The sequence below is a fragment of the Acetobacter sp. genome (assembly GCF_047721705.1).
GTDB lineage: Bacteria > Pseudomonadota > Alphaproteobacteria > Acetobacterales > Acetobacteraceae > Acetobacter.
In genome coordinates, this window is the sequence record NZ_JBDNXK010000031.1 from 1 (window position 1) to 23706 (window position 23706).

At 58.2% G+C, this 23706-nt stretch carries 22 protein-coding genes and 1 tRNA gene; 16 read left to right on the top strand and 7 right to left on the bottom strand.

Features of this window, described 5'->3' with window-relative positions; genetic code table 11:
- Positions 1–41 precede the first annotated feature (41 nt).
- Entirely contained in the window at positions 42–2252 is a 2211-nt protein-coding gene (locus ABF824_RS07150) for a TonB-dependent receptor (protein WP_415487492.1), read from the bottom strand.
- Positions 2253–2707: 455 nt separating this feature from the next.
- Between ABF824_RS07150 and ABF824_RS07155 the strand changes: the two genes are divergently transcribed.
- The 3 genes from ABF824_RS07155 (at position 2708) to ABF824_RS07165 (ending at position 7225) form a co-directional block, all read left to right on the top strand.
- On the top strand, positions 2708–5158 hold the full coding sequence (locus ABF824_RS07155; protein ID WP_415487552.1) for a membrane-bound PQQ-dependent dehydrogenase, glucose/quinate/shikimate family: 2451 nt from the start codon (positions 2708–2710) through the stop codon (positions 5156–5158).
- Between the two features lie 120 nt (positions 5159–5278).
- Positions 5279–6172: a transporter gene (locus ABF824_RS07160; RefSeq protein WP_415487494.1), complete on the top strand. Its 894-nt coding sequence runs from the start codon at positions 5279–5281 to the stop codon at positions 6170–6172.
- A gap of 117 nt (positions 6173–6289) precedes the next feature.
- Entirely contained in the window at positions 6290–7225 is a 936-nt protein-coding gene (locus tag ABF824_RS07165; protein WP_415487496.1) for a helix-turn-helix domain-containing protein, read from the top strand.
- A gap of 14 nt (positions 7226–7239) precedes the next feature.
- Here ABF824_RS07165 and ABF824_RS07170 read toward each other — a convergent pair whose 3' ends face one another.
- Both ABF824_RS07170 and ABF824_RS07175 read right to left on the bottom strand, forming a co-directional pair.
- The gene (locus ABF824_RS07170; RefSeq protein ID WP_415487498.1) at positions 7240–8037 is read right to left on the bottom strand and encodes an ABC transporter permease; all 798 of its coding nucleotides are present in this window, start codon (positions 8035–8037) and stop codon (positions 7240–7242) included.
- A complete protein-coding gene (locus ABF824_RS07175) occupies positions 8034–8675 on the bottom strand; it encodes an ATP-binding cassette domain-containing protein (protein ID WP_415487500.1) in 642 nt (213 codons plus the stop codon). Before ABF824_RS07175 ends, ABF824_RS07170 begins: the two co-directional genes overlap by 4 nt.
- 146 nt (positions 8676–8821) lie before the next feature.
- On the opposite strand from ABF824_RS07175, the gene ABF824_RS07180 reads away from it, so the two are divergent.
- Positions 8822–9586 (top strand): glucose 1-dehydrogenase, encoded by a 765-nt coding sequence (locus ABF824_RS07180; protein WP_415487502.1) that lies wholly within the window; start codon positions 8822–8824, stop codon positions 9584–9586.
- A gap of 14 nt (positions 9587–9600) precedes the next feature.
- Here the strand turns inward: ABF824_RS07180 and ABF824_RS07185 are convergent, their stop codons facing one another.
- Positions 9601–10410 carry a transglutaminase-like domain-containing protein gene (locus ABF824_RS07185; RefSeq protein ID WP_415487504.1) on the bottom strand — a complete coding sequence of 270 codons (810 nt, stop codon included), beginning with the start codon at positions 10408–10410 and terminating at the stop codon, positions 9601–9603.
- Positions 10411–10570: 160 nt separating this feature from the next.
- Between ABF824_RS07185 and ABF824_RS07190 the strand changes: the two genes are divergently transcribed.
- The 4 genes from ABF824_RS07190 to dnaQ are packed head-to-tail and all read left to right on the top strand — an operon-like array spanning position 10571 to position 13566.
- On the top strand, positions 10571–11377 hold the full coding sequence (locus ABF824_RS07190; RefSeq protein WP_415487506.1) for an N-formylglutamate amidohydrolase: 807 nt from the start codon (positions 10571–10573) through the stop codon (positions 11375–11377).
- Positions 11374–12264, top strand: coding sequence for a shikimate dehydrogenase (locus ABF824_RS07195; protein WP_415487508.1), 891 nt, complete (start codon positions 11374–11376; stop codon positions 12262–12264). Before ABF824_RS07190 ends, ABF824_RS07195 begins: the two co-directional genes overlap by 4 nt.
- A gap of 7 nt (positions 12265–12271) precedes the next feature.
- Entirely contained in the window at positions 12272–12874 is a 603-nt protein-coding gene (gene coaE / locus ABF824_RS07200; RefSeq protein ID WP_415487510.1) for a dephospho-CoA kinase, read from the top strand.
- Positions 12871–13566, top strand: coding sequence for a DNA polymerase III subunit epsilon (gene dnaQ, locus ABF824_RS07205; RefSeq protein ID WP_415487512.1), 696 nt, complete (start codon positions 12871–12873; stop codon positions 13564–13566). Before coaE ends, dnaQ begins: the two co-directional genes overlap by 4 nt.
- A 7-nt stretch (positions 13567–13573) precedes the next feature.
- Here dnaQ and ABF824_RS07210 read toward each other — a convergent pair whose 3' ends face one another.
- Positions 13574–15166: a sensor histidine kinase gene (locus ABF824_RS07210; RefSeq protein ID WP_415487514.1), complete on the bottom strand. Its 1593-nt coding sequence runs from the start codon at positions 15164–15166 to the stop codon at positions 13574–13576.
- A 27-nt stretch (positions 15167–15193) separates the two neighbouring features.
- Positions 15194–15916 (bottom strand): response regulator, encoded by a 723-nt coding sequence (locus ABF824_RS07215; RefSeq protein ID WP_415487516.1) that lies wholly within the window; start codon positions 15914–15916, stop codon positions 15194–15196.
- Positions 15917–16255: 339 nt separating this feature from the next.
- Here ABF824_RS07215 and ABF824_RS07220 point away from each other — a divergent pair, with 339 nt between their 5' ends.
- Complete coding sequence (locus tag ABF824_RS07220; protein WP_415487518.1) at positions 16256–16759, top strand: PRC-barrel domain-containing protein; 504 nt, start codon at positions 16256–16258, stop codon at positions 16757–16759.
- 55 nt (positions 16760–16814) lie between these two features.
- The gene (locus ABF824_RS07225) at positions 16815–18062 is read left to right on the top strand and encodes an MFS transporter (RefSeq protein ID WP_415487520.1); all 1248 of its coding nucleotides are present in this window, start codon (positions 16815–16817) and stop codon (positions 18060–18062) included.
- Between the two features lie 6 nt (positions 18063–18068).
- On the opposite strand, the gene lipB is transcribed toward ABF824_RS07225, so the two are convergent.
- Entirely contained in the window at positions 18069–18794 is a 726-nt protein-coding gene (lipB, locus tag ABF824_RS07230) for a lipoyl(octanoyl) transferase LipB (protein ID WP_415487522.1), read from the bottom strand.
- Between the two features lie 76 nt (positions 18795–18870).
- Between lipB and ABF824_RS07235 the strand changes: the two genes are divergently transcribed.
- The 6 genes from ABF824_RS07235 to ABF824_RS07260 all read left to right on the top strand — a co-directional run bounded on the left by ABF824_RS07235 (position 18871) and on the right by ABF824_RS07260 (position 23678).
- A tRNA-Leu gene (locus tag ABF824_RS07235) sits at positions 18871–18956 on the top strand.
- A gap of 210 nt (positions 18957–19166) precedes the next feature.
- Positions 19167–20066, top strand: a complete 900-nt coding sequence (gene galU / locus ABF824_RS07240) for a UTP--glucose-1-phosphate uridylyltransferase GalU (RefSeq protein WP_415487524.1) — start codon at positions 19167–19169, stop codon at positions 20064–20066.
- A gap of 1 nt (position 20067) precedes the next feature.
- On the top strand, positions 20068–21477 hold the full coding sequence (pgmG, locus tag ABF824_RS07245) for a phosphoglucomutase/phosphomannomutase PgmG (RefSeq protein WP_415487526.1): 1410 nt from the start codon (positions 20068–20070) through the stop codon (positions 21475–21477).
- Positions 21478–21498: 21 nt separating this feature from the next.
- Positions 21499–21678, top strand: a complete 180-nt coding sequence (locus tag ABF824_RS07250) for a DUF3553 domain-containing protein (protein ID WP_415487528.1) — start codon at positions 21499–21501, stop codon at positions 21676–21678.
- 63 nt (positions 21679–21741) lie between these two features.
- Positions 21742–22761: a GTP 3',8-cyclase MoaA gene (moaA, locus tag ABF824_RS07255; protein WP_415487530.1), complete on the top strand. Its 1020-nt coding sequence runs from the start codon at positions 21742–21744 to the stop codon at positions 22759–22761.
- Positions 22762–22892: 131 nt separating this feature from the next.
- Entirely contained in the window at positions 22893–23678 is a 786-nt protein-coding gene (locus ABF824_RS07260; protein ID WP_415487532.1) for a DNA polymerase beta superfamily protein, read from the top strand.
- Positions 23679–23706 lie beyond the last annotated feature (28 nt).

Sequence of the window (23706 nt, forward strand, 5' to 3'; positions counted from 1 at the left end):
GAAACAGGCTGTCTGTAACGTGTCAGCAGCGGCCGAACTCCTTACAGGTCAGCCGTAACGGAGAACTTGAAGGTGCGGGGCAGTCCTTCGAGCAGATAACCATTGAAGGCGGAGGCCCAGAAGCGGGTGTTCGCGAGATTCTCCACGCCAAAACGGACAGTCATCGGCTTGCCATAGGCTGCGAAAGTATAACGCGCGGCAAGATCGAACCGCGTCCATACCGGAATATGCGTCGTGTTTTCGACATTGACCCACTGCTTGCCCGTATTCACTACGCGACCAATGACCGTTGCGCCCTTCAGGAATGGCAGATCATATTCAAGATTGCCGTTAATCGTATAGTTCGGGATGCCGATGGCGGAGTGGCCGTTATTGACGCCGCCCGCTGTGCGTTTGAGGTCGGCATCGATCAGCGTGAGACCGCCGTTGAAACGCAGTCCTTTGATGATCTCGCCATTGACCGTCAGTTCCATGCCGCGGTTTCGCTGAAGTCCGTCCTCGCGGAAGACCAGCATGCCGGTATTGCCGAGGGCTTCGGCGTAAGCGTTAGGCTGTGAAATCTGGTAAAAGGCGAGACCCGCACTGATGCGTCCGATGTCGTATTTGGCGCCGACTTCGTACTGCACACTCTGATAGGGCGCAAAGGCCTGTCCCAGATTGATGACATTCGCACCTGTGGCAACGGGGCCTTTCGACAGTCCTTCGATGCGGTTGAAATAGAGAGCGGACTGGCGGGTAGGGTGGATGACCAGACCAACGACTGGTGTGAACGCCCCCTTGTTGTAGCCTGAGTTGAGGCTGCCATCGCTGGAATAATTGTAGCTATTCTGCAGGATGCTCTGATAGCGGAAGCCCCCTGTCAGGGCGATCCGATCATGCCAGAACGTCATCGTGTCAGACAGGAACAGACTGTAGAGCTTTGTCCAGTTGGAGCGGGTAGGATTGCGCGTGTTGCCACCGACCCAGTTCTGAACGGGTGCTGCAATCTGCGGCGTGTTGTAGAGGTTGCTGTTGAGCGGGGCATCCGCGTTATAATACATCGCATAGGCCGTACGCTCTTCCGACCACAGCGCCGAACCGCCCGCGTTGATCTCGTGATGGATTGGGCCGGTATCCACATGCGCCCTGACACCCGCCCGCGTGCTTTCATTGTTTTCCTGATAGGGCACATACATGCTGCCCGCCACGCCATCACCCGTTCTGGCATTATCGACGGTCAGAGTTGAATAATTGCCTTTCTCATCACTGCTGAGCGCGCCGAATGCGCCATACACGGTGATATGCTTGCCGAAATCATGCTCGATGTTGAGCATCCCGAATAGATAGTTCAGGTCTGCGAAGGTCCAACGCTGCCCGAAATTGTGGGAAGGTGCTGCGGGACGCGGCGCGGAGGTTACGTCGGCTCCCAGAAAGACACCGCCGCGACCATCCTGCACATTCTGGTTCTGATAGGCCATGTCCAGATCAATGCGCGTCTTGTCGTCATGCCAGTCAAAACCACCGCTGACAGCGGCATTGTGGCGATGCTCATGGTCGATCGATGTCTGGCCATCCATGCCGGATGCATTCAGACGGAAACCGAAAGCCTTGTCCTGACCGAACCGACGGCTGATATCGACTGCGCCACCGCCCTGTCCGCTACTGGTGTAATCGCCCGTAATCCTGTTCAGGTCGGTGTTTTGAGCATGTTTGAACATCAGGTTGATGCTGCCGCCAATGCTCGACCCGCTTGGTGCTGCGCCGTTAAGGAAGGCACTCGCACCGTTGAGGACCTGCACCTGATCGTAAAGCTGGGGCGAAACGATCTGGCGCGGAACAACGCCATAGAGCCCGTTGACCGCCACGTCATCGCCGTTCACGGGAAAGCCTCGGATCACGAACATTTCCGCGAAATTGCCGTAGCCCATCGTGGTGCGGACGGAAGGGTCGTTCTCCAGCACCTGTCCAAGCGTCTGGGACTGCTGGTTCAGCATCAGGCTCGCGTTATAGCTGCGGATATTGAAGGGAACATCCAGTCCCTTCTTATTGCCGAGCGCGCCGAGAAAACCACCGCTTGTCACCAGCATACGTTCGCGCCGCGCCGCCGTGATGACGATGTTTTCGTCTTTCTTTGCTTTCACACTCTGCGCTGCTTTCTGACCCGACTGGGTTTTCGCGTCAGTCGTTCCGCTCTCCTGCGCGGCAAGAGCCGGCGTGATGCCGCAAGAAGCAAGCAGGAGAGTGAGCAGACAGCAATGTGGGCGCATCGTCATGAAAGGGCCTTGGGAAGCGGTGTGATGAGACCGTCATGATGCGTGGTGACAGCCATTTGATGGTGCGACTAATGCGAGTCGTTTGCAGTTGCAAGATTTGGAGGCGGTAGGCGTGCCATGCATCCGTTGTTTGCCGGGCAATGTGGCTGATGCGCCACAAGGCCTGCTCTCCCAGCACGCAGGCAAGGGCACAACTGCTGAAGGCGCGGATCATTCCCATTTTTTAGTAAGCACCTGACAATGGTTTTCACGCGCAAGAGGCGATCTGTCGCACTGGTGAGACAGTTGCAATATTCCTGTACATACATTCGTGAACTCCGCGATTTGTATCTTGGTCCGGAGGCCGCCTGTCAGGAATGGAGGTGCCCCATGGTGGACATCTCCCCTATTGGAGCTGCGGCTTGCCGCTTTGCCTGCGGTAGGAAAAGTCCTTAATGCGTCGAGAGAAAGACAGGATGCACAACAGCAAATCCGGGGCATGGTCGTGGCTGACCGCTGTCCTGTTGGGCCTGATAGGCCTGTATCTCTTCCTGGGCGGCGGTTATCTGCTCGTCCTTGGAGGTTCCTGGTTTTACGTCCTCGCAGGTCTCGTCCTGCTGGCCGTGGTAGTCGCCGGTTTCCGCTCCCCTCGCACTGCAATGCGCCTGTATGCCGTGCTGCTGCTGGTCTCGACCCTCTGGTCGGTCATGGAAAGCGGTTTTGATATCTGGGGTCTCGAGGTTCGCCTCTTTACGCTCGTGGGTATCGGTGCCTGGCTGCTGATTCCGGGCGTGTGGCGCACCGGCGCAAGCTGGCTGACCGATAAACGCGAGGTTCTTGGAGCACTGGCCGTCTCCTGTCTCGTGCTGGTGATCGGCGCCTGCACCTCCCATTCCATTGAAGGCACGGTTCCTGCTGATCGCATGGCCGCCGCAACACCGGATCTGCATGACGACATGCCTGCTGGTGATTGGCACTATTATGGTCGTAATGCGCAGGGGCAGCGTTACACGCCGCTGGCCCAGATTACACCGGCCAATATCGGGCAACTCAAGCGGGCATGGGTCACCGAGACGGGTGATACGCAGAAGGCAGGCGAGGCGGTTGTTGCCGGACCCGACGCCGGTCATGAGTTCAATCTCGAACTCACTCCGATCAAGGTTGGTGACACGCTGTATATCTGCACGCCGCACAGCTGGGTGATGGCTATCGATGCTGCCACCGGCAAGACCAAGTGGAAATACGATCCGCATCCGGCGAAGGCCGATCTGGACACGAACGTCTATCTCGCCTGCCGCGGTGTTTCCTATTACCGCATTCCCGACGAGATTCAGACGTCATGTCGTGAGCGCATCTACTCGCCTGTAGCCGATGCCCGCATCGTTGCGGTCAACGCGCAGACGGGTCAGCCCTGTGATGATTTCGGTGACCACGGCTTCATCTCCATGCGTGAATACATGGGCAATGTGCCGCTGGGCTTCCACTTCATCACATCGCCGCCGATGGTCATGAAGAACCGCCTGATCACGGGTGGCTGGATTTTCGACAATCAGGCCAACTTCGAACCTTCGGGCGCAGTCCGTGCGTTTGACGCCACAACAGGCAAGATCGCCTGGGCGTGGGATGCGGGTCATAACCCCGAAACATGGACCCCGGGTCCGGGCGATCAGCTGACCCGTGACACACCGAACGCATGGGGCGTCTATACAGCCGATCCCCAGCTTGGTCTGGTCTATATCGGCACAGGCAACGCGCCGCCAGATAACTGGGGCGGGTCACGTCGTCCGTTCGACGATGAGACTTCCAGCTCCACGGTTGCGCTCGATATCGAAACGGGTCAGCGCCGCTGGCTTTATCAGACCGTGCATCATGATCTGTGGGACATGGATCTTCCCTCCGGTCCGTCCATGGTCGATCTGCCTGACTCAAGCGGTCAGACGGTTCCGGCTCTCGTGCAGAGCACCAAGCGTGGCGAGTTCTTCGTGCTTGACCGTCGTACCGGCCAGCCGGTTCCCGGTTATCCGGTGGAAGAACGTCCGGTTCCGACGGCAGGACATGCGCCGGACGATCGCGTTTCTCCGACACAGCCCTATCCGGCAGCCATGCCGAGCCTGACGCCTCCTGATCTCAAGGAACGCGACATGTGGGGCGCCACGCTGCTCGACCAGATGGTGTGTCGTATCCAGTATCGTCAGTCGGCTTACGAGGGGCAGTTCACCCCGCCGCACGTTGGCAAGACCACCATTGTCTATCCGGCGTTCTATGGTGTGGTTGACTGGCAGGGCATCACTATCGATCCGGCCCGCAAGCTGATGTTCGCCAATGCGAGCTATCTGCCTTTCCGCATCAAGCTCGATCACCGCAACAAGCTTGAAGCAGACGGCACACTGCCGAAATGGAAGGGTCAGGGTAACGAGCCGACGCCGAAGGGCAATGCGCTCGCCATCTCGCCTGACTACGGCACGCCGTATGTCGCTTACACCAGCCCGTGGCTGAACCCGCTACAGATCCCCTGTAAAGGTCCGATCTGGGGCACGCTTACGGCAATCGACCTCGTGACGAAGAAGATCGTCTGGCAGCACCCGGTTGGCACGACACGTGACACCGGTCCTTTCCGGACCCACAACAACCTTCCGCTGCCGACCGGCATGTACAACATCGGCGGTAACATCGTGACGAAGGGTGGCGTGGTGTTCATGGGTGCGACAGCGGATGACTATCTCCGCGCATTCGATGTTGCGACCGGCAACGTCATCTGGAGCGACCGTCTGCCAGCTGGTGGGCAGGCAACCCCGATGTCCTACGATGTCGGCGGGAAGCAGTACGTGCTGATCGCTGCTGGTGGCCATGGTGGACTGGGCACCCGCTCGGGTGACTACATCATCGCCTACACGCTGGACGGTGAGCAGGGTAATCCGGCTCACTGACATGGGGAGTGCGGGTGGAAGAAAACTTCCACCCGCAGCCTTTTCTTCAAAATGTCTTGTCTCATAAGCGAACGACGGCTCTTCGGACCCGGCGCGTTCCTCTGATCCCGGAATCATCCCATGCCTCTGTTGGACAGCACGGAGTGGCGTCGGCTTGCAGTACGTTTAGGTCTGCCGCTGCTCTCATTGATTGGCAGCACGTCTTCACACGCCGCTGATGTGACGCTCGCAATCATCGGCCCGCACGAATATGACCTGCCGGTGGATTTCAAACCTTTCAACGTGCTGGTGCAGTACGGGGACGGAAACGCGGCTGGCAACTATTACAACAGCACCGGCCAGCGAAAGGCGGGAGAGGGTAGCCACACCTGGGCGGGTATGACGAAATATGTGCATTTCCGTTCCTTCAAGGCCATCCCGCATGTCGGCTTCGCTTTCGAACTGATCCAGAGCGAGAGTTATAGTCTGGCCAACGGAACCAACGGCGGTGGTCTGGGGCCGACGATTGTCGGACCTGCGGCGTGGTTCAAGCCCAACTCACACAGCACGTTTGGTTTTCAGACATTCATGCAGACCAACTCGGGTACCCGTGACGGGCTGACGCCGGGATACTGGTCCAACATTTCCAGTTTCATTTTCGATTATGAATGGAAGCATTTCAGCTTCGACGGCGATGCCGGCACGGTCACCGGTTCGACGAAGCACAAGAAGGGGCAGAACCCCACGTTCCCCGGTGTGGTGTTTTACACAAACCTGCGTTTCAGCTGGAAAGCCACCAAACTTGTCGAGCCGTTTCTCGCCTTCGACTGGCAGAACGTGACTGGCTCACATGATTTCACGCTGCATCAGGATATTGCCGACTCAAATAGCCGTGAAGCCACGATGGGGCTCGGTATCATGTTCAATATTGCACCGGATATCAGTTTCACAGCGCGCTACAGTCATTCCGTCGATGGCCGGAACACGCCTGAGAGCAACGCCTATTATGTGAAGTTCCTCTATCTCTGGCAGTGAGCCAGCCTCTTTCCTTCCCATAACGGTTTTCTGATATAACATTCATTCCAAATTGTTATAAATCAGGGTGTGCCACTTCCAGTGGATGTGTGGGTTGCGGAAGGTTGAAGGGAACGGATGACGAAAACGGCTGGAGAATGGCTGGGAAATCCGGGTCCGCGCATCTCGCCTAAAGAAATCGTGCGTTCATGGGAGCGCTGCGAAGCCGATTATGGGCTTGATCCCTCCCGCGCGTGGACTGCCGATGTCCTTTCAGGCGCCGAGTTCCGGAATGCATGCGCTCATTCCAGTCTCATACTGCGCGCCGCTCTTCCAGAAATGCAGCATCTGTTTGAACTGGTGAAAGGGCTCGGGCTGATGGTCCTGTTGGCCAATCCCGAGGCCGTTCTGCTTGACCGCTGCATTGATGAAATGCAGCTTTCCACCTGTCGGCGCCTGTGTCTGATGAAAGGTGCTATCTGGGATGAATGTGCTGCCGGCACCAATGGTGTGGGCACGGCGCTGCGCGATGGTTGTCCCATTGCTTTGACGCAGGGGGAGCACTGGCGCTTCTGCTTTTCGCAACTTGAGAGTTATGCCGTGCCTGTTTTCGATGCGACAGGACAGGTTGCCGCCGCGCTCAATGTCGCGAACTTCGGTGCCCGGACGACCCGTTCCTTTGCACCGCTGGTGCTGGAAACCGTCCAGCACTCCAGCCGACGGATCGAAGAGCAGCTTTTCCGTGAATATCACACCGGCCAGCGTATTCTCTCGCTTGGTCCGGCGGAAGGCAGTTCCGCGCCTCTAGTTGCCATCAACAATGATGGCGAGGTGATGGGAGCGACACATGCCGCCCGTTCCTTTGTCGGCCTGACGGATGAGAGCATCGACAAACACGTCAACCTTCTGGGCGAACTGGAAACGGGTCGGACAATGAATTTCCGCCGGGCCGAGCAGAATGTCATCCGTACTGCTCTTGCTGCGGAAAGTGGAAACGCCACGGCGGCGGCGCGTCGTCTCGGTATCAGCCGCGCCACTCTCTACAGAAAAATGAAGGACGCGCGGCCTGACTGACGAAAGGTTCTCTGTCAGCTTTTCAGTCGGTCGAGCCGCAGGCGTCCGCGATGATCGGTCAGACGGAGCGTTGTCAGGGTGGCGGCGATTGTCGCACCGGTAAGGTTGCCGAAGATCACAAGGCTCATCAGCACGATCTGATAGCGTGAGGCCGACACAGGACTCATGCCTGCCAGTAACTGTCCGGTCATAATGCCCGGCAGCGTGACGAGACCGGCGGCTGCCATCTGGTTCAAGGTCGGGATGAGGGCCGTGCGGAGTGCGGCGCGGATAGGGCGTTCCAGCGCTTTCAGACGTGTCGCGCCAAGCAGGATCCGGGCTTCGATGGCCATCCGGTCGTGGATTACGGAAGTGAGCAGGCTGTTCAGGGTCAGACTGGTGGCGTTCATCACATTGCCGATGATGAGGCCTGCCATGGGAATGGTGGCCCGCGCAGCAAACAGAGGATGCGGCCTGAGGCTCGTGAGAAAACCAATGCTGGTGGCAATCCCTGCGCCACAGAGAATGGCCAGCCCAGCGATGCCGTAATGCCAGCGGGAGGCCAGGCGGGCAGTGGGCCTGTTTCCCGCTTCGAAAGTCGCCGCGCAAAGAATGACGCCGAGCACACCAAATGTCAGGGCAATGGACGTGCGGTTGAACACGAACAGCAGCACATTGCCCACCAGCAGAAGCTGGATGGTCATGCGCAGCGCCGAAACCACAATCGCTTTGCCCGTATTCAGGGACAACAAGCGGGAGACGAGCGCGCAGGCTGCGATGACACAAGCCGCGATTGCAAGATCAAACGGCGTGATGAGGGGAGGAGATGTCACGCCGGGCTCTCTTCCAGTCGGCCATTTTTCAGTATCAGATGCCGGTCCGCCATGCGGTCGGTCTGAGCCGTATTGTGCGAGACGAGGATGATGGCCGCGCCTTCCTGTTTGTAGCGGTTGATGAGTGACTCCACACGGGCGGTTGCTTCCGGATCAAGCGCCGAAGTGGGTTCATCAAGAAGAAGAACCTGAGGGCGGTGAAGCAATCCACGTACCAGCGCGAGCCGTTGACGCTCACCTGTCGATAAGGTGCGGATTTCTGCTGTCAGTATGCGATCCGGGAGGCCAAGATCGTCCAGCAGGACGCGCACTTCGGGCGTATCAGGAAGATGATCCGCAACCCGTTCGCTCCACCAACCCGGCTCTGCTGGAAAATAGGCAACGCGCTGGCGCCAGACAGCGCCGGGAACTGTTTGGCTGTTTTCACCATTAAGAAGAACGGCGCCTTGATACGGGTCGAGATCGGCGAGGAGACGCAGAAGCACCGATTTGCCGCTGCCCGATGCGCCTGTGATGGCAAGACATTCGCCGGGCTGCACATGAAAACTGACCGGGCCGACCCGTTCTGAGCGAAGAGTGTGAGCGGTCAGGCCGCGCGCGTGAGACATGGTCTCATCGTAACGATCGAAGGTCGTCACGACAATTCACTCACTTTCGAAGGAGCAAACCATAAAACAGTCATACAACGTCATGAGTTTTTGAGGGATATCATGGCGGACGATGTCGATTGGCAGTCGTGTGGTGTCCGGACGAACTTCATGTTTCCAAACTGGGGAGAATCAATATGGGACGCGTAGCAGGCAAGGTGGCCATCGTAAGCGGGGCTGCGGCAGGTATTGGCAAGGCGACGGCAATGCTTCTGGCGCACGAGGGCGCGTCGGTCGTCATTGGCGATCTGAAGGAAGAAGACGGTCAGAAGGTTGTCGCGGAGATTGAAGCTGCTGGCGGTAAGGCGCTGTTCGTCAAACTTGACGTGCGGAAAGAGGATGAGTGGAAGGCCGCCGTCGACGCGACAGTGAAGGCGTTCGGTCGGCTCGATATTGCCGTCAACAACGCGGGTATTGCTTATTCCGGCACAGTGGAAAGCACGAGCTTTGCTGACTGGCAGCGTGTGCAGTCGATCAACCTCGATGGCGTTTTCCTTGGCACGAAATATGCCATCGAAGCGATGCGCGAGCACGGCAAGGGTGGCTCGATCATCAATCTTTCCTCCATCGAAGGTCTGATCGGTGACCCGACGCTGGCCGCCTACAACGCCAGTAAAGGCGGTGTGCGTCTTTTCACGAAATCCGCCGCGCTGCATTGCGCCAAATCCGGATATGGCATCCGCGTGAACTCGGTGCATCCGGGTTATATCTGGACGCCAATGGTGGCCGGTCTTACGCAGGAAGATGAGGCGGCCCGGCAGAAGCTGGTGGACCTGCATCCAATCGGGCATCTCGGTGAGCCGAACGATATTGCTTACGGAATCCTCTATCTTGCTTCCGACGAGTCCAAGTTCATGACCGGAAGCGAACTGGTGATCGATGGCGGATATACCGCTCAGTAATCACCAGTCAGTCATCAGGAAGCCAGCTCGTAGGTCGTTACATTGAATGACGCGAGCTGGTGCGGGCCGAAGGACGTGGAGATCGCCACGTCCGCAGCGTCTCGTCCACGCGCGATGACAATGCGCCCGATGCGCGGCTCGTTATGTCGCGCGTCCTGCGTGTACCAACTGCCATCCATCCAGACTTCAAACCATGCTGAGAAATCCATTGGATCGGGCAGGGCAGGCACGCCGATATCCCCCAGATAGCCTGTGCAGTAGCGGGCAGGGATGTTCATGCAGCGGCAGAGTGTGACGGCCAGATGGGCGAAGTCGCGGCATACCCCTGTGCCTTCGTTCCAAGCCTGCCAGGCCGTGCGCGTGGAACGGGCATTGCCGTAATTGAAATAGATATGGTTATGCACGAACGTCACGATTGCCTGCACACGCTCCCAGCCGGGGGGAATGTGACCGAACATCGACCATGCGAACTGCGAGAGCAGATCGGTTTCGCAGTAACGGCTTCCCATCAGGAACACCAGAATGTCGGAGGGGAGATCCTCCACGGGCGTCTGGATCGCTCCATAGCCCTGTCGTTCCGGCAGGCCGCTGTCAAAGACGGTAAATTCCACGTGGGTGCGAAATCGGCCCGGCGGCGCGAGCAGTCGTGTGCAGCGATTGCCGAACCCGTCGATATAGCGTTGCACCGGGACGGCTGGTTCAAAGACAGGGTTCTGGGGAGTTAGAAGATCAATCTCGTGTTCAGGCCGGATGTCCAGCATCAGAACGAGCGGTGTGGGGGCGGGAAAATCTATGGAAATGTCATATCCGGCTCTGATTTCCATGGAAATTCCTTTTCATTTTACAGCACTGTCAGATGATTTTTCGTCAATGCTGTAACAGATAGTTGCGCATCCGGTTCCATAAGGAAAGCCTGTAGTCTTGAAGAAAGTCGATGCGTGTGTGACTCCATGTGAAACGCAGGCGATATCAATGGGACTCAGGATGTCAGAACAGGCACAGCACATTTCCTTTCTCGGTCCGCACGATCCTGCCCCCGTGCTGGTTCATGGAGGGCGTAATCCAAACTTTCCGCTGTTGCTCGTGAGCGATCATGCCGGTCAGGCGATCCCCGCTGCATATGATGGGCTTGGCGTACCGCCTGATGAACGGGCGCGGCATATCGGTTGGGACATCGGGATCGATGGTGTCGGACGCAAACTCGCGGACCTGACGGGCGCGCTCCTGATTGAGCAGGTTTATTCCCGCCTTGTTATCGACTGCAACCGTGCGCCGGGTCATCCGACAGCCATTGTGACGGTCAGTGACGGGACCGTGGTTCCTGCCAACGCCAGTCTGTCAAAAGAAGAAGCCGCCGCACGCACGCGGGCGATTTTCGAGCCGTATCACCGACGCATCGGTGAGGAACTGGACCAGCGCGGAAAGGCTGGACGGGAGACATTCCTGATTGCCCTGCATAGTTTTACGCCCGAGATGGAAGGGTTCCGACGTCCCTGGCAATGTGGCGTGCTGCATAATCAGGACCCACGTTTCGCCCATATCGTGCTGGAACTGCTGCGAGCAGATGGCCTGACGGCTGGCGACAACGAACCGTACGAACTGACTGACACCAGCGATTACACCATTCCCGTGCATGGCGAGCGTCGTCGTATCCCTCATCTTGAAATCGAAATTCGTCAGGATCTCATTGAGCATGAAGCGGGACAGACAGAGTGGGCCGAACGGTTGGCGCGTATTCTACCGCTGGCCGTCGAACGCTACCGGGCATCCATGACGGAGGCGGCCAAATGATCACCGGAAAAGCAAAACTGGCTGGTGTGATCGGTCATCCTGTCAGCCATTCTCTGTCTCCCGTTCTGCATAATTACTGGCTGAAGCACTATGGCATCGACGGCGCGTATGTGCCGCTGCCGGTTAAGCCAGATGCTTTCGAGACAGCTATTCGTGGCTTGCAGGCAGCCGGATTCCGTGGAGCGAATGTCACGATCCCGCATAAGGAATCGGCGGCTGCCATCGCTGATGAAGTGGACCCGCTGGCCCGGATTGCAGGTTCCGTAAACACACTGATCTTTCGGGAAGATGGCAAGATCCACGGCTCTTCGACGGACGGCATGGGATATGTCTCCAGTCTGGAGGCTGAACACGTCTCAATTGCGGATATCGCATCCCGTGGGTCGGCTCTGCTTCTGGGAGCCGGCGGCGCGGCCCGCTCCATCGCCACGAGCCTGATGGAGCACGGCGTTTCCGTCATTTTCTCCAACAGGACTGGAGAGCGTGCGGACGCTCTGGCGCGGGAGCTTGCCACGGCTTGGCAGAGCCATATGAAGAAGTCGGCACCACCGCTGACGACCATTCCATGGGATGGTTGGGAAACAGCGCTGGGAGAGGTTTCCCTGCTGGTGAATACGACCTCCCTTGGCATGCAGGGCGGTCCGGCTCCGGACTGGAAGCCTGATCTGACCAACGCTCCAACACATCTGGTCGTATCAGATATCGTGTATGTGCCCCGCGAAACACCTTTTTTGCGTGCTGCCGCAGCGCGGGGACTTAAAACGGTGGGTGGCCTTGGGATGCTTCTGCATCAGGCCCGACCGGGGTTCAGGGCATGGTTTGGCGCGGAGCCGGAGGTGGATGCCGCCACCGTTGAGCATGTTCTTGCCGCCCTGAAGCAGCGGTAAGTTTTCCATGCGGATACTTGGACTGACCGGCGGCATTGGCATGGGCAAAACAACCGTCGCCAACATGCTGCGTCGTGCCGGTTTTCCCGTCTACGATTCCGATGCCATGGTGCATCGCCTACAGGGGCCGAATGGCAAGGCTGTCGCGGCGATGGGGCGGCTTGTGCCGGAAGCGTTGACGACCGATGACAAGGGCAGGCCAACGCTGGACAGACCGGCCCTGCGGCGCGCGGTTTCCGAGAATCCTGAATTGATAAAATGCTTTGAGAGAATTGTTCATCCACTTGTTTTTGAAGAAAGAAATAAGTTTCTTGCACGTTGTCGTCGGCAGAGGGTGAAATGGGTTGTGCTTGATGTGCCGCTGCTGTTCGAGACAGGGGGCGATAAGCAGTGCGACAAGGTGGTCGTCGTTTCCGCTCCGCGGCGAACGCAGATAAAACGGATCGCCCGGCGCCGTGGTATGACGGTTGCCGATGCGGAGAGGATGATTGCCCGGCAGATGCCGGATCATGAGAAACGGCGCCGCGCCGATGTGATCATCCATACCGGACTGTCCATGGCCGACACGCGACGGGAAGTCAGGGCGCTTGTCAGGAGTTTACGCACATGAAACGCACGGTGCTGTTCGATACGGAGACCACGGGTCTCGATCCCGCCACAGGTGATCGGGTGATCGAAATCGCTGCGCTGGAGCTGATTGGTGATCTGCCGACAGGCAAGGCTTATCACGTGCTGATCGACCCGGAGCGCGACATTCCCGAAGAAGCATCGCGTGTGCATGGGTTTACGTTGGCCGATCTGGAAGGAAAGCCGAAGTTCGCCGAAATCGCAGACGGATTTCTCGAATTTATCGGCAATGATGATCTGATCGCTCACAATGCGAGCTTCGACTTTGGCTTCATCAACGCGGAACTGGGGCGCGTCGGCAAGCCTCCACTCGATCCGGCTCGCAAGATTGACACGCTGGAACTGGCGCGGGAGCGGTTCCCCGGCATGCCAAATAGTCTCGATGCGCTCTGTCGTCGTTATGGCATCGACCTGTCTGAGCGCACCACCCATAACGCGCTGCTCGATTGCAAGCTGCTTGCCGACGTGTATGTCGAGCTCATGGGTGGTCGCCAGCACGGTCTCGGGCTTGGCGGAGAAGACGGCGATGACGCTCCTGTGGCGCGCTATACTGGCCCGAAAACGCGCACGCCGGTGCTGATTGTGCCTGATGAGACTACACTCGCGGATCATACGGCATTTATTGAAAAAATGCCTGATCCTGTCTGGCTGATGGACAGCAAGACCCGCAGTTAACGACGGCTCATTCTACCTGTTTGGCGACCAGTGTCGCGGTCGCTCGCAGACCATGGGGTTTCCGGTTCGTCAGGACGAGGTCACCACCTTGTCCCCGTATGATGGTGCGGGAAATGGCCAGACCGAGGCCCGTCCCACCTGTTTCGCGGTTTCGGCTTTCCTCGCCACGCACAAAAGGCTCAAACATCCGCTCCAAATCTTCGACGGGCAGGCCGGGGCCGTTGTCATCAATGGTGATCCGCACACGTTTGTTTCTGGGCGGATGGATTGTGACGAAGGCATTGCCACCATACGTGGCGGCATTGTTGATGAGGTTGGTGAATGCGCGTTTCAGGGCGGCGGGACGCCCATATGCCATGACGGGTTTGCGGTAATCGGCAAGCACGATGTTGTCCGCGTCCTGCGGACGGCTTTCCCCTACGTTATCGACCACGGTCTGGAGCAGGGCGTTCAGGTCGAACCAGATCATCTGTTCGTTTGGGGAACTGTCCTTGCCGAACTCGAGCGTCGCCTCGACGATCTGGGTCAGTTCATTGAGATCAGCGAGAAATTTTTCCCGCATTTCGTCATCTTCAATGAACTCCGTCCGCAGTTTCATGCGGGTGATCGGAGTCCGGAGATCGTGGCCGATGGCGGACAAAATACGGGTGCGTTCGGAGACAAAGCGCCGGATGCGGGCCGCCATCGCATTGAATGCGGCCGCCGCCTGCGCGACCTCGAGCGGTCCATCCTCCGAAAGAGGGGGAGACGCGGCATCCGGAACGAAGGCTGTTGCAGCGGCCGAAAGGGTGCGGACAGGGATCAGCAGCCTGCGAACGCCCCACACAATCAGCAGGCCTCCCCCGGTGGTCATCAATCCGAGCGCAAGCGGAAAAGTAGGCCATCTGAACGGATTGGCAGCGGGAAGATGGTAACGGATCACCAGCCAGCGGGTATCATTGGGCAGGGCAAAGGCGATGCCTTTATTGTGACTGCCACTTTCGGGCAGCATGGCAATTTTCTTCGGGGCTGCGGGAAAGAGCGGATTGCGAAAAAGACGCGGCTCCCCCGGCCGGGGACCGCATTGATCCAATCCTGGCCCATGTCCGTCCATAGGACCGAAAGGCTGACCTTGATCCGGTGGATGAAAAGGCGGAAACGGCAGCCTTCCGTTTGCGTGACCGTCACAGAAATCATTGAAGGGTTTTGAGGTGGCGGCAGGTCCCGGCCCCGGACGAAAATCGTTAGGAGGCCGGAAGCGCTCGCCGCGTGGTGCAAACACGTTCTTCTGGAACGTGTCCCACGGCATTTCCTGGGTCATGTCCGCATCGGGAGAGTCGGCGAGTTTTACGGAAAATCGCGGGGGGAAGTCCTGCCGCTCCAACTCGTCGTCCCGTTCATCGGGCGGTTCTTCGGCAACGGTGCGGTAAATCATGATTGCCCGCACCAACCCCTGATGCTCGGCAAAACGGGTGTCGAAGATAATGCGGTCATGCGTTTCGATCGACAGTCCGATGAGACCGAAAACGACGAACCCGACAATGAGGAGCAGACTCATCCGCGCAGCGAGCGTGCGGGGCAGGAGACGGGATTTCCACCCCAGCACGGACATGGATTTCATGTCAGAGGGATAACCCACTCACGCGTTTCAATGCCGTTCGACGTCGGAAGCGAGCACATACCCCCCTCCGCGCACGGTCTTGATGAGCTGGGCGTTGCGACCGTTATCCTCAAGTTTTTTCCTCAGGCGACTGACGGCGACATCAATCGCGCGGTCAAAAGGCCCGGCCTGTCGCCCGCGCAGCAGGTCGAGAAGCATGTCACGGGTCAGAACGCGGTTGGGACGTTCAAGCAGCGCGAGGAGCAGATCATATTCGCCGCCTGTCAGGGAGACTTCGGCTCCCTCCGGATTCAGCAGGCGGCGGCGTGCGAGTTCGAGAACCCAGCCGGAGAAGACGAAAGTCTTGATTTCCGCGCCAGTGCCACCCGGTTCATTGGTTTCATGAACGCGACGAAGAACGGCGCGGATACGGGCAAGAAGCTCACGCGGATTGAACGGCTTCGTCACATAATCGTCAGCGCCGAGTTCAAGGCCGATGATACGGTCCGTTTCCTCGTTCATCGCCGTGAGCATGATGATGGGCACGTTGTCCTGACCACGTAGCCAGCGGGCGAGATCCAGTCCGGATTCTCCGGGCAGCATCAGGTCGAGCACGACGAGATGATAATGGCCCTGTTCCCAGACGCGTTTGGCCTCCCGCGCGTCCCGGACGCTGGTGATGCGCATCTGGTTGCGTTCGAGAAATTTCGAGAGGAGATCGCGGATTTCGCGGTCATCATCGACGATCAGAATGTGAGGTGTGTGCTCCATGTGTTACAATATAAAAGAAGAAAAACCGGTTGTGCAGTCGTCGTTGCATTACGTTTCATTTTGGGACGCCGGAAAACATTCATACTGTTCGGACGTTTCTATTTCGCTGCCACGCTATGAGCCGAAACGGACACCGCAATGGGACGATGTGAGGACGGAACGAAGAGGTCGGGATTTCTCAGGAAATACCCGATAATCAGACCTGCTTCATTCTGTCTGATACTGAGCGTTTCGTCCGCATGGGGGCAGGCTCTTTCTCCGGAAAAAGCACCTGACAGTGTAGTAAAGATTCATCCTTTTTCTTCGCTGCCTTCCATTGAAAACGCGAATACCCCTTTTGTGGACGCCAGCCGCGACATGCCGACGGGCGACAATCCGGAAACGGTTGCGCCGGTACAGGCCGAGAGAGAGGCCAAACCCGCGACGGAGGCTCAGACAGGGACGCTGACACAGGCGCAACTTGGCGGTTTGATCGACCGTGATGTGAAGGGGCCGGACGGCAGCGATCTTGGTCACATCGTGAATGTTCTGGTGGATGCGCGAGGCACGATGCAGGCAGTCGTGCTTGATGTCGGTGGTTTTCTTGGAGTGGGAAATCGGCAGGTGGTGGTGGCGACGGCGCTACTGCACATCACCGGAGCGGACAGGAAATCACCTGTTATTGTCCGTGTTCCGGCAGCGGCCATTCGTGCGGCCCCCGCTTACCGCCCCGATAATCCGGATGTTTCGGTGCTTACTGGCCCAATCGTGGAGGAAAACTCTGCGCCTGAGGCTCCGGAGGAAAAAGCGGCACCCACAATTTCTGTCACTCCGTCTTCCACATCTGGCGGCGGGGAGCGCTGACGGGAGTGACCGTGCCGTGGGAAAATGATGCAATCGAAGTGGCGGCGAAGCTGCCATGATGAAAAGATGGCCGACGAACAGCGCGCTTGGTCTCGACGGTGTATGCTTTTTCGTTGCCAATTTACAGGCGGCGTTCGGTCCGTTTGTATCGGTCTATCTTACTAAAGAGCATTGGACGCAGGGAGAAATAGGCGTTGCTCTCAGCATAGGTTCCATCACGGCAATGGCCAGTCAGGTGCCTGCGGGCGTGCTGGTCGATGCGCTGCGGAACAAGCGGCTGGTGGCGGAATTCTCCATTGTCGCGATCATCGCGTCCTGTCTGATTGTAGGTGTGTTACCGGATCGACTGCCCGTCGCGATTGCCGAAATTCTCCACGGTCTGGCGAGCTGCACGCTCAATCCGGCCATCAGCGCTCTGACGCTTGGCGTCGTGGCGGTCTATATCGCGCGTAATCCGGGGCAAGCCCGAGGCGCCTTGGGGGCGCGTTTCGGACGCAATGCCAGTTTTGCGGCAGTGGGAAACGCTCTTTCAGCGGCGCTGATGGGTGGAGCGGGTTACTTGATTTCGGCACGGGCAACGTTTTTTCTCGGGGCATTGATGGCGGTGCCCGGTCTGATTGCCCTGCGGCTGATCGAGCCTGTCGGGATGCCTCTGAATGAAAGCGCTTCCGGCTTGGCGGAAGGCGATACGCCGCAGCAGGCGAAAGTCCGTTCTGCATTGGTCCTGCTAAAAGAGCCGGGCCTGTTCGCCTTCGCGTTATGTGTGGTCTTCTTTCATCTGGCTAACGCGGCGATGCTGCCTCTGGCTGCCGGGCAGATCACCAAGGATGCCGGAAAGACGGCGGAAATCGTCATTGCGGCCTGCATTCTTGCGCCGCAGTTGCTCGGTGCGGCTCTTTCACCCTGGATCGGTCGATGGGCGGAAACGATTGGGCGACGCCCCATCATGCTGGCGACCTTTCTCGCTCTTCCTTTGCGGGGTGTTCTGCTCAGCTTCTCCACTGATCCGTGGTTTGTCGTCGGCGTGCAGATGCTCGACGGCATCAGTTCAGCCTCATTTGGAGTGATGCTGCCTCTGATAGCTGCCGATCTGACCCGCAGGACTGGACACTTCAACCTGTGCATGGGACTGCTGGGGTTGGCGATGGGGCTGGGCGCAAGCTTCAGCACCACGCTGGCAGGGCTCGTTGCGGACCAGTCGCTGCGTGAAGCGTTTCTGCTGTTGGCCGGGGCAGGGGCAATCTGCCTCCTGCTGATCATGTTTGCAGTAAAAGAGACCCGTCTGGAAAATGATCCAGCATGATGCGGATCATTTTCCCGGCACTTCCAGAAGATGCGATAGTTCCTCCCGGAGGATCGCATCCACATCCTGCATCGAGGCCTCAATTCCGAGCTTGCGGAGGCTGGTGACGCCAAACTCTCTTATTCCGCACGGAACGATGCCTTCAAAAGCCGAAAGATCCGGATCGACGTTGATGGAAATGCCGTGCCAGCTCACCCAACGGGTGACACGCACGCCCAAGGCGGCAATTTTCGCTTCCTCGCCTGTGCGGGGATCCACGACCCATACCCCGATGCGTCCTTCCCGACGTTCTCCTTTGACGCCAAGACGCTGAAGCGTGGCGATAATCCAGCTCTCAAGGAAAGACACATAGGCGCGAAGATCTCGCGCTGGCACTGGCCCATGCTCACGCGCCAGATCGAGCATGAGATAGGCAATGCGCTGACCCGGACCGTGATAGGTCCACTGTCCTCCCCGACCGGCAGGGTAGGTTGGGTAGCCCCGTGGATTGAAAAGATCCTCTTCCCTGGCTGACGTGCCAGCCGTGAACAGGGAAGGGTGTTCCAGCAACCAGATTCGTTCCCGCGCTCCATCGTGGCGGATGGCCCGAACGGTCTCCTCCATGGAAGCGAGGGCAACAGGATAGGGCGTAAACCCCGGCGATTTTTCCCACGAAATGGGAAGTCCATCGCAGATCACCGGGCTTTCGGTGATTAAATCTGCGATGGGCTCAGAAATCTTACATTCAGACATTGCGGCTTGCTCAGGCATCGGTTATACGCCCCTTCATCTTCAGCCGGTATCTCTTAAAAGAAGCCGGTTGTCACGGGCGGCCGTGGCGGAATGGTAGACGCGCAAGCTTGAGGTGCTTGTGGGGGAAACCCTGTGGAAGTTCGAGTCTTCTCGGCCGCACCAAAAAATCTCGAAAATAAAACAGGGCATTTTTAAAGTGTGATTTAGGTCACGCTGCCCTGCGTTTTGCGCAAGGGAGATTTGTTAAATCTTCCTTAACAGCGTTTTACGGCGTTTTTAATGACTTTGGGCACTAGAAGGACGAGGTGAGACCGATTTACAGTCCCTGCCACCGGGACGACGGGCGCAAGCCCGTTAACCCGATTCAGAAGCATGGATAAAGGTGACTGTTTCGTGATCAAGCCTTTACGTAAAGCTGTCCTGCCGGTTGCCGGATTGGGAACAAGATTTCTTCCGGCCACCAAGGCCATGCCGAAGGAAATGTTGCCCGTCGTCGACAAGCCATTGATCCAATACGCGATCGATGAAGCACGGGCCGCCGGAATCGAGGAAATCTGCCTTATTACCGGGCGTGGAAAAGATTCTCTCATCGATTATTTCGATGTTGCCTTTGAACTCGAGCACACGCTTCGTGAGCGCAACAAGGTGGATGCGCTGAAAGCTCTCGAGCCCAGTAGCATCGAGGCAGGCTCGCTGATCGCCGTGCGGCAGCAGGAACCGCTGGGTCTTGGTCACGCCATCTGGTGCGCCCGGAGCTTTATTGGCGATGACCCGTTTGCCATTCTCCTTCCTGACGATGTGATGCAGGGCAAGGTTGCGTGCCTCAAGCAGTTGGCTGACGCTTATTACGCTACAGGCGGAAGCGTTGTTGCCGTTGAGGAAGTGCCTCATGAGCACACGAACCGCTACGGCGTGCTGAAGCCGGGGAAGGACGATGGCAAGCTGGTCGAGATCACCGGTCTCGTCGAAAAGCCTAAGCCCGAAGAAGCGCCTTCGAACCTGTCGATCGTCGGTCGCTATATTCTCACACCGGAAATCATGCCGTTCCTTGCTCTTCTTGAAAAAGGTGCCGGCGGTGAAGTGCAGTTGACGGATGCCATGGCCAAGACCATCGGCAAGGCGCCGTTCCATGGCCTGCGTTATGAAGGCAAGCGCTTCGATTGCGGTAACAAGATCGGCTTCCTCGAAGCCCAGATCGCCTTTGCTCTTGAGCGTCCGGAACTCGCATCTGATGTGAAGACGTTCCTGAAGAAATATACGGGAGCCGTCTGATATGAGTTTCAAACACACTTTCGAACAGACAAGCCTGCGCGAATATGACATCCGCGGCATCGTCGGTAAGACGCTGCATGTCGAAGACGCTTTCGCCATCGGCCGCACCTTCGCCAGCATCGTTCTGAAGAACGGCGGCAAGACTGTCGTGATCGGTTATGACGGTCGCGTGTCCTCGCCTTCTCTGGAAGAGGCGCTGGTTAACGGCGCTGTCGCTTCCGGCGCGGACGTGATCCGCGTTGGCCGTGGCCCGACCCCGATGCTGTATTTCGCATCCGTCACGCTGAAGGCGGACGGCGCGATCATGGTCACGGGCAGCCATAACCCGGCCAACTACAACGGCTTCAAGATGATGCTGGCCGGCAAGCCGTTCTTCGGCGAGCAGATCAAGCACCTTGGGCACCTGTCCCGCGAAGGCGATGTCGTTCCGGAGACGAAGGGCACGGTCAAGACCATCGATATCAAGAAAGAGTATATCGAGCGTCTCCTGAAGGATTACGACGGCGGTGACCGCAAGCTGAAAGTTGTCTGGGACAACGGTAACAGCGTCGCTGGCGACATTCTTCCGGCCCTGCTCGACAAGCTGCCGGGTGAGCACATCATCCTGAACGGCGAAGTCGACGGTACGTTCCCGGCTCACCATCCGGATCCGACGGTTGCGAAGAACCTTGAGCAGCTCATCGCCTCTGTTAAAGAGAACAAAGCTGATCTCGGTATCGCCTTCGATGGCGACGCGGATCGTGTCGGCGTTGTGGACAATAAGGGCGGCATCCTGTGGGGTGACCAGATCCTCGTTCTGCTGGCGCGCGACGTTCTGAAGAACCATCCGGGCGGCACGATCATTGCCGATGTGAAGGCTTCTCAGGTTCTGTTCGACGAAGTGAAGAAGGCCGGTGGCGAGCCGCTGATGTGGCGCACGGGTCATTCGCTCATCAAGTCGAAGATGGCCGAAACGAAGTCTCCACTGGCTGGTGAGATGTCCGGTCACATCTTCTTCGCCGACAAATGGTACGGCTTTGACGATGCGATCTACGCCTCCATCCGCGTGCTGGGCATTGTTGCCCGCATGAAGGAGCCGCTGTCCGCGTTCCGCGAGGCTCTGCCGCAGACGATTTCCACCCCGGAAATCCGCTTTGACTGCGACGATCTGCGCAAGTTCAAGGTGATCGAGGAAGTGGCCGAGCGTCTCCGCAAGGATGGCGCGGACGTGTCCGAGATCGACGGTGTGCGCGTGAACACGCCGGACGGCTGGTGGCTGCTCCGCGCTTCCAACACGCAGGCCGTTCTGGTCGCGCGTTGCGAAGGCAAGAGCGAAGCCGGTCTGGAGAATCTCAAAGCGGCGCTGACGCGTCAGCTTGAGATGTCCGGTCTTGAGAAGCCCGACTTCTCTGGCGACAACGCTGGTCACTGACCCGAGGGAAAGGCGGAGCGTATGACAGACGATACGTTCCGCTCCTTTCTGGAGCCGGGCCAGTGGGTCCGGCATCCCGATCATCCCGAATGGGGGATCGGGCAGGTCCAGTCAGCCGTTGCTCATCGGGTGACGGTCAATTTCGAGCATGTAGGCAAAATTGCTCTCGATGCGCGCGTGGTGACGCTGACGATTGTCTAGGCATCGTGCAGGCGCAGGACAGTTACTCTTTCCTGCTGGCTGTTCCATGCCTATATAGGACCAATGCAGTCCAGTTTAATCGACTCCAGTGGCAGACAGATTTCATATCTCCGCGTTTCCGTGACGGATCGCTGCGATATGCGCTGCGTTTATTGCATGGCGGAAGACATGCAGTTCCTGCCGCGCCCGGATGTGCTGAGTTTTCAGGAACTGGGTCGGCTGTGTGACATCTTCATTGATCGCGGCGTGAAACGCATTCGTCTCACGGGAGGCGAACCTCTGGTCAGGCGCGATATCGACCAGTTCATTTCTTCTCTTGGAGAGCGGATCGGGCGTGGAGGAGAGGCGGGAACTCTGGAAGAGCTGACGCTGACCACCAACGGCAGTCTCCTCGCAACCCATGCTCAGGCTCTGGTCGATGCCGGAGTGTGTCGGATCAATGTCAGCCTTGATTCGCTCAGACCAGAGCGGTTTGCCGCCATTACACGCCGCGGCCATTTTGACCGCACGATTGCAGGTATCCATGCCGCTCGGGAGGCGGGGTTGCTGGTGCGGATCAATACGGTCGCCATGAAAGGTGTGAATGACGACGAGTTTGACGATCTGATCCGCTGGTGTGGCGAGATTGGCGCGGACTGGTGCCTGATCGAGACGATGCCCATGGGTGAGACAGGCGAGGACCGTCGGGATCAGTATCTTCCCCTGCACGATGTAAAGCGCCAGCTTGCGAAGAACTGGACGCTGGAGCCTGTTTTCGAAAAAGGAGCAGCCGGTCCTGCCCGTTACATGCGGATCGTGGAGACGGGGCAGAAGGTGGGATTCATCACGCCTCTGAGTCATAATTTCTGCGACGCCTGTAACCGTGTGCGGCTTGCCTGTGACGGCAAGCTTTACACCTGCCTGAGTTCACGGGGAGCGGTGGATCTCCGTGCCGTCCTGCGTGCGGGTGGCAGCGATGATGACATTCGCGCCCTTATCGATGAGGCGCTGGCCCGGAAGCCCCTGCGGCACGATTTTCTGATCCCTCAGGATGGCGGAAACGTGCAGGGGCCAAGTCGTCTGATGAGTGTGACGGGCGGCTAAAATTTCATACGCCGGTTGACGCCGTCGGGTGACCCGCTGACATTACAGTCAGTAACGGCATTTTGGCGGAATTGTGAGTTTATCAATAAATTCCATGCCTCATGCCGATAGCAGGAAACCGGGGCTGTGGAATGAATGTGACCAACGAGGTTGATCCCGTTATTCAGGATATCGTGGAACGGGCGCTGGAAGAGATCGAGGCATCTCTGGGCGCACGGATCATTTTCGCCGTGGATGCGGGGCCGCGCGGCAGTGGAACGGCTTCAGCCGACAGCCCTTATCAGATTCGATTCGTGTATGTGCACAGGCTCGACTGGTATCTCAAACTGACCCCCGGCGCGGATTCCATCGATCTGCCCGCATCGGACGACTTCTCCCTTTCCGGCTGGGATATCCGCCGTCTTCTGAAGACCATCCAGACAGGTGACTTTGCTGAAACAGGCTGGCTGACCAGCCGGGCCGTGTATCGTTCGGACGCCGACCTGCTTTCCCGTCTTGTTGGCCTGCAGCGTCGGGCATGGCGCCCTGCCGAAGAATTCAGGACGCGTGTGGAAAAAGCGCGGCGGGAAGCTTCCAGCTGGGGATTGGGCGTTACCCTGACGACCGACCAGTTTCTGGAAGCATTCCGTCCAGCGGCTGAAGCGCATTGGATTGCCGAAGGTAAGGGACCGCTGCCTTACGACCTGCAGATGCTTTGTGCCGACCTGAACCCCGAGGTGAAAAACGAGGTCAGCCAGCTCCTTGACTACAAAAAGGCGCACGCAGCATCCGAGCCTGCACCCATTACTTCGCGGTCACAGCTTTTCATGGATAATGAGTTGCCCCGCCTACGGAATGTCCAGATTCCAACGGGCGTACCGGCTTCCGAGGCGCCATTCGATCGCGTGGCAGCCGATCTCATCCGTCGTTTCGGGTGAGATCTGGACGGACCATCTGAGAGAAAGA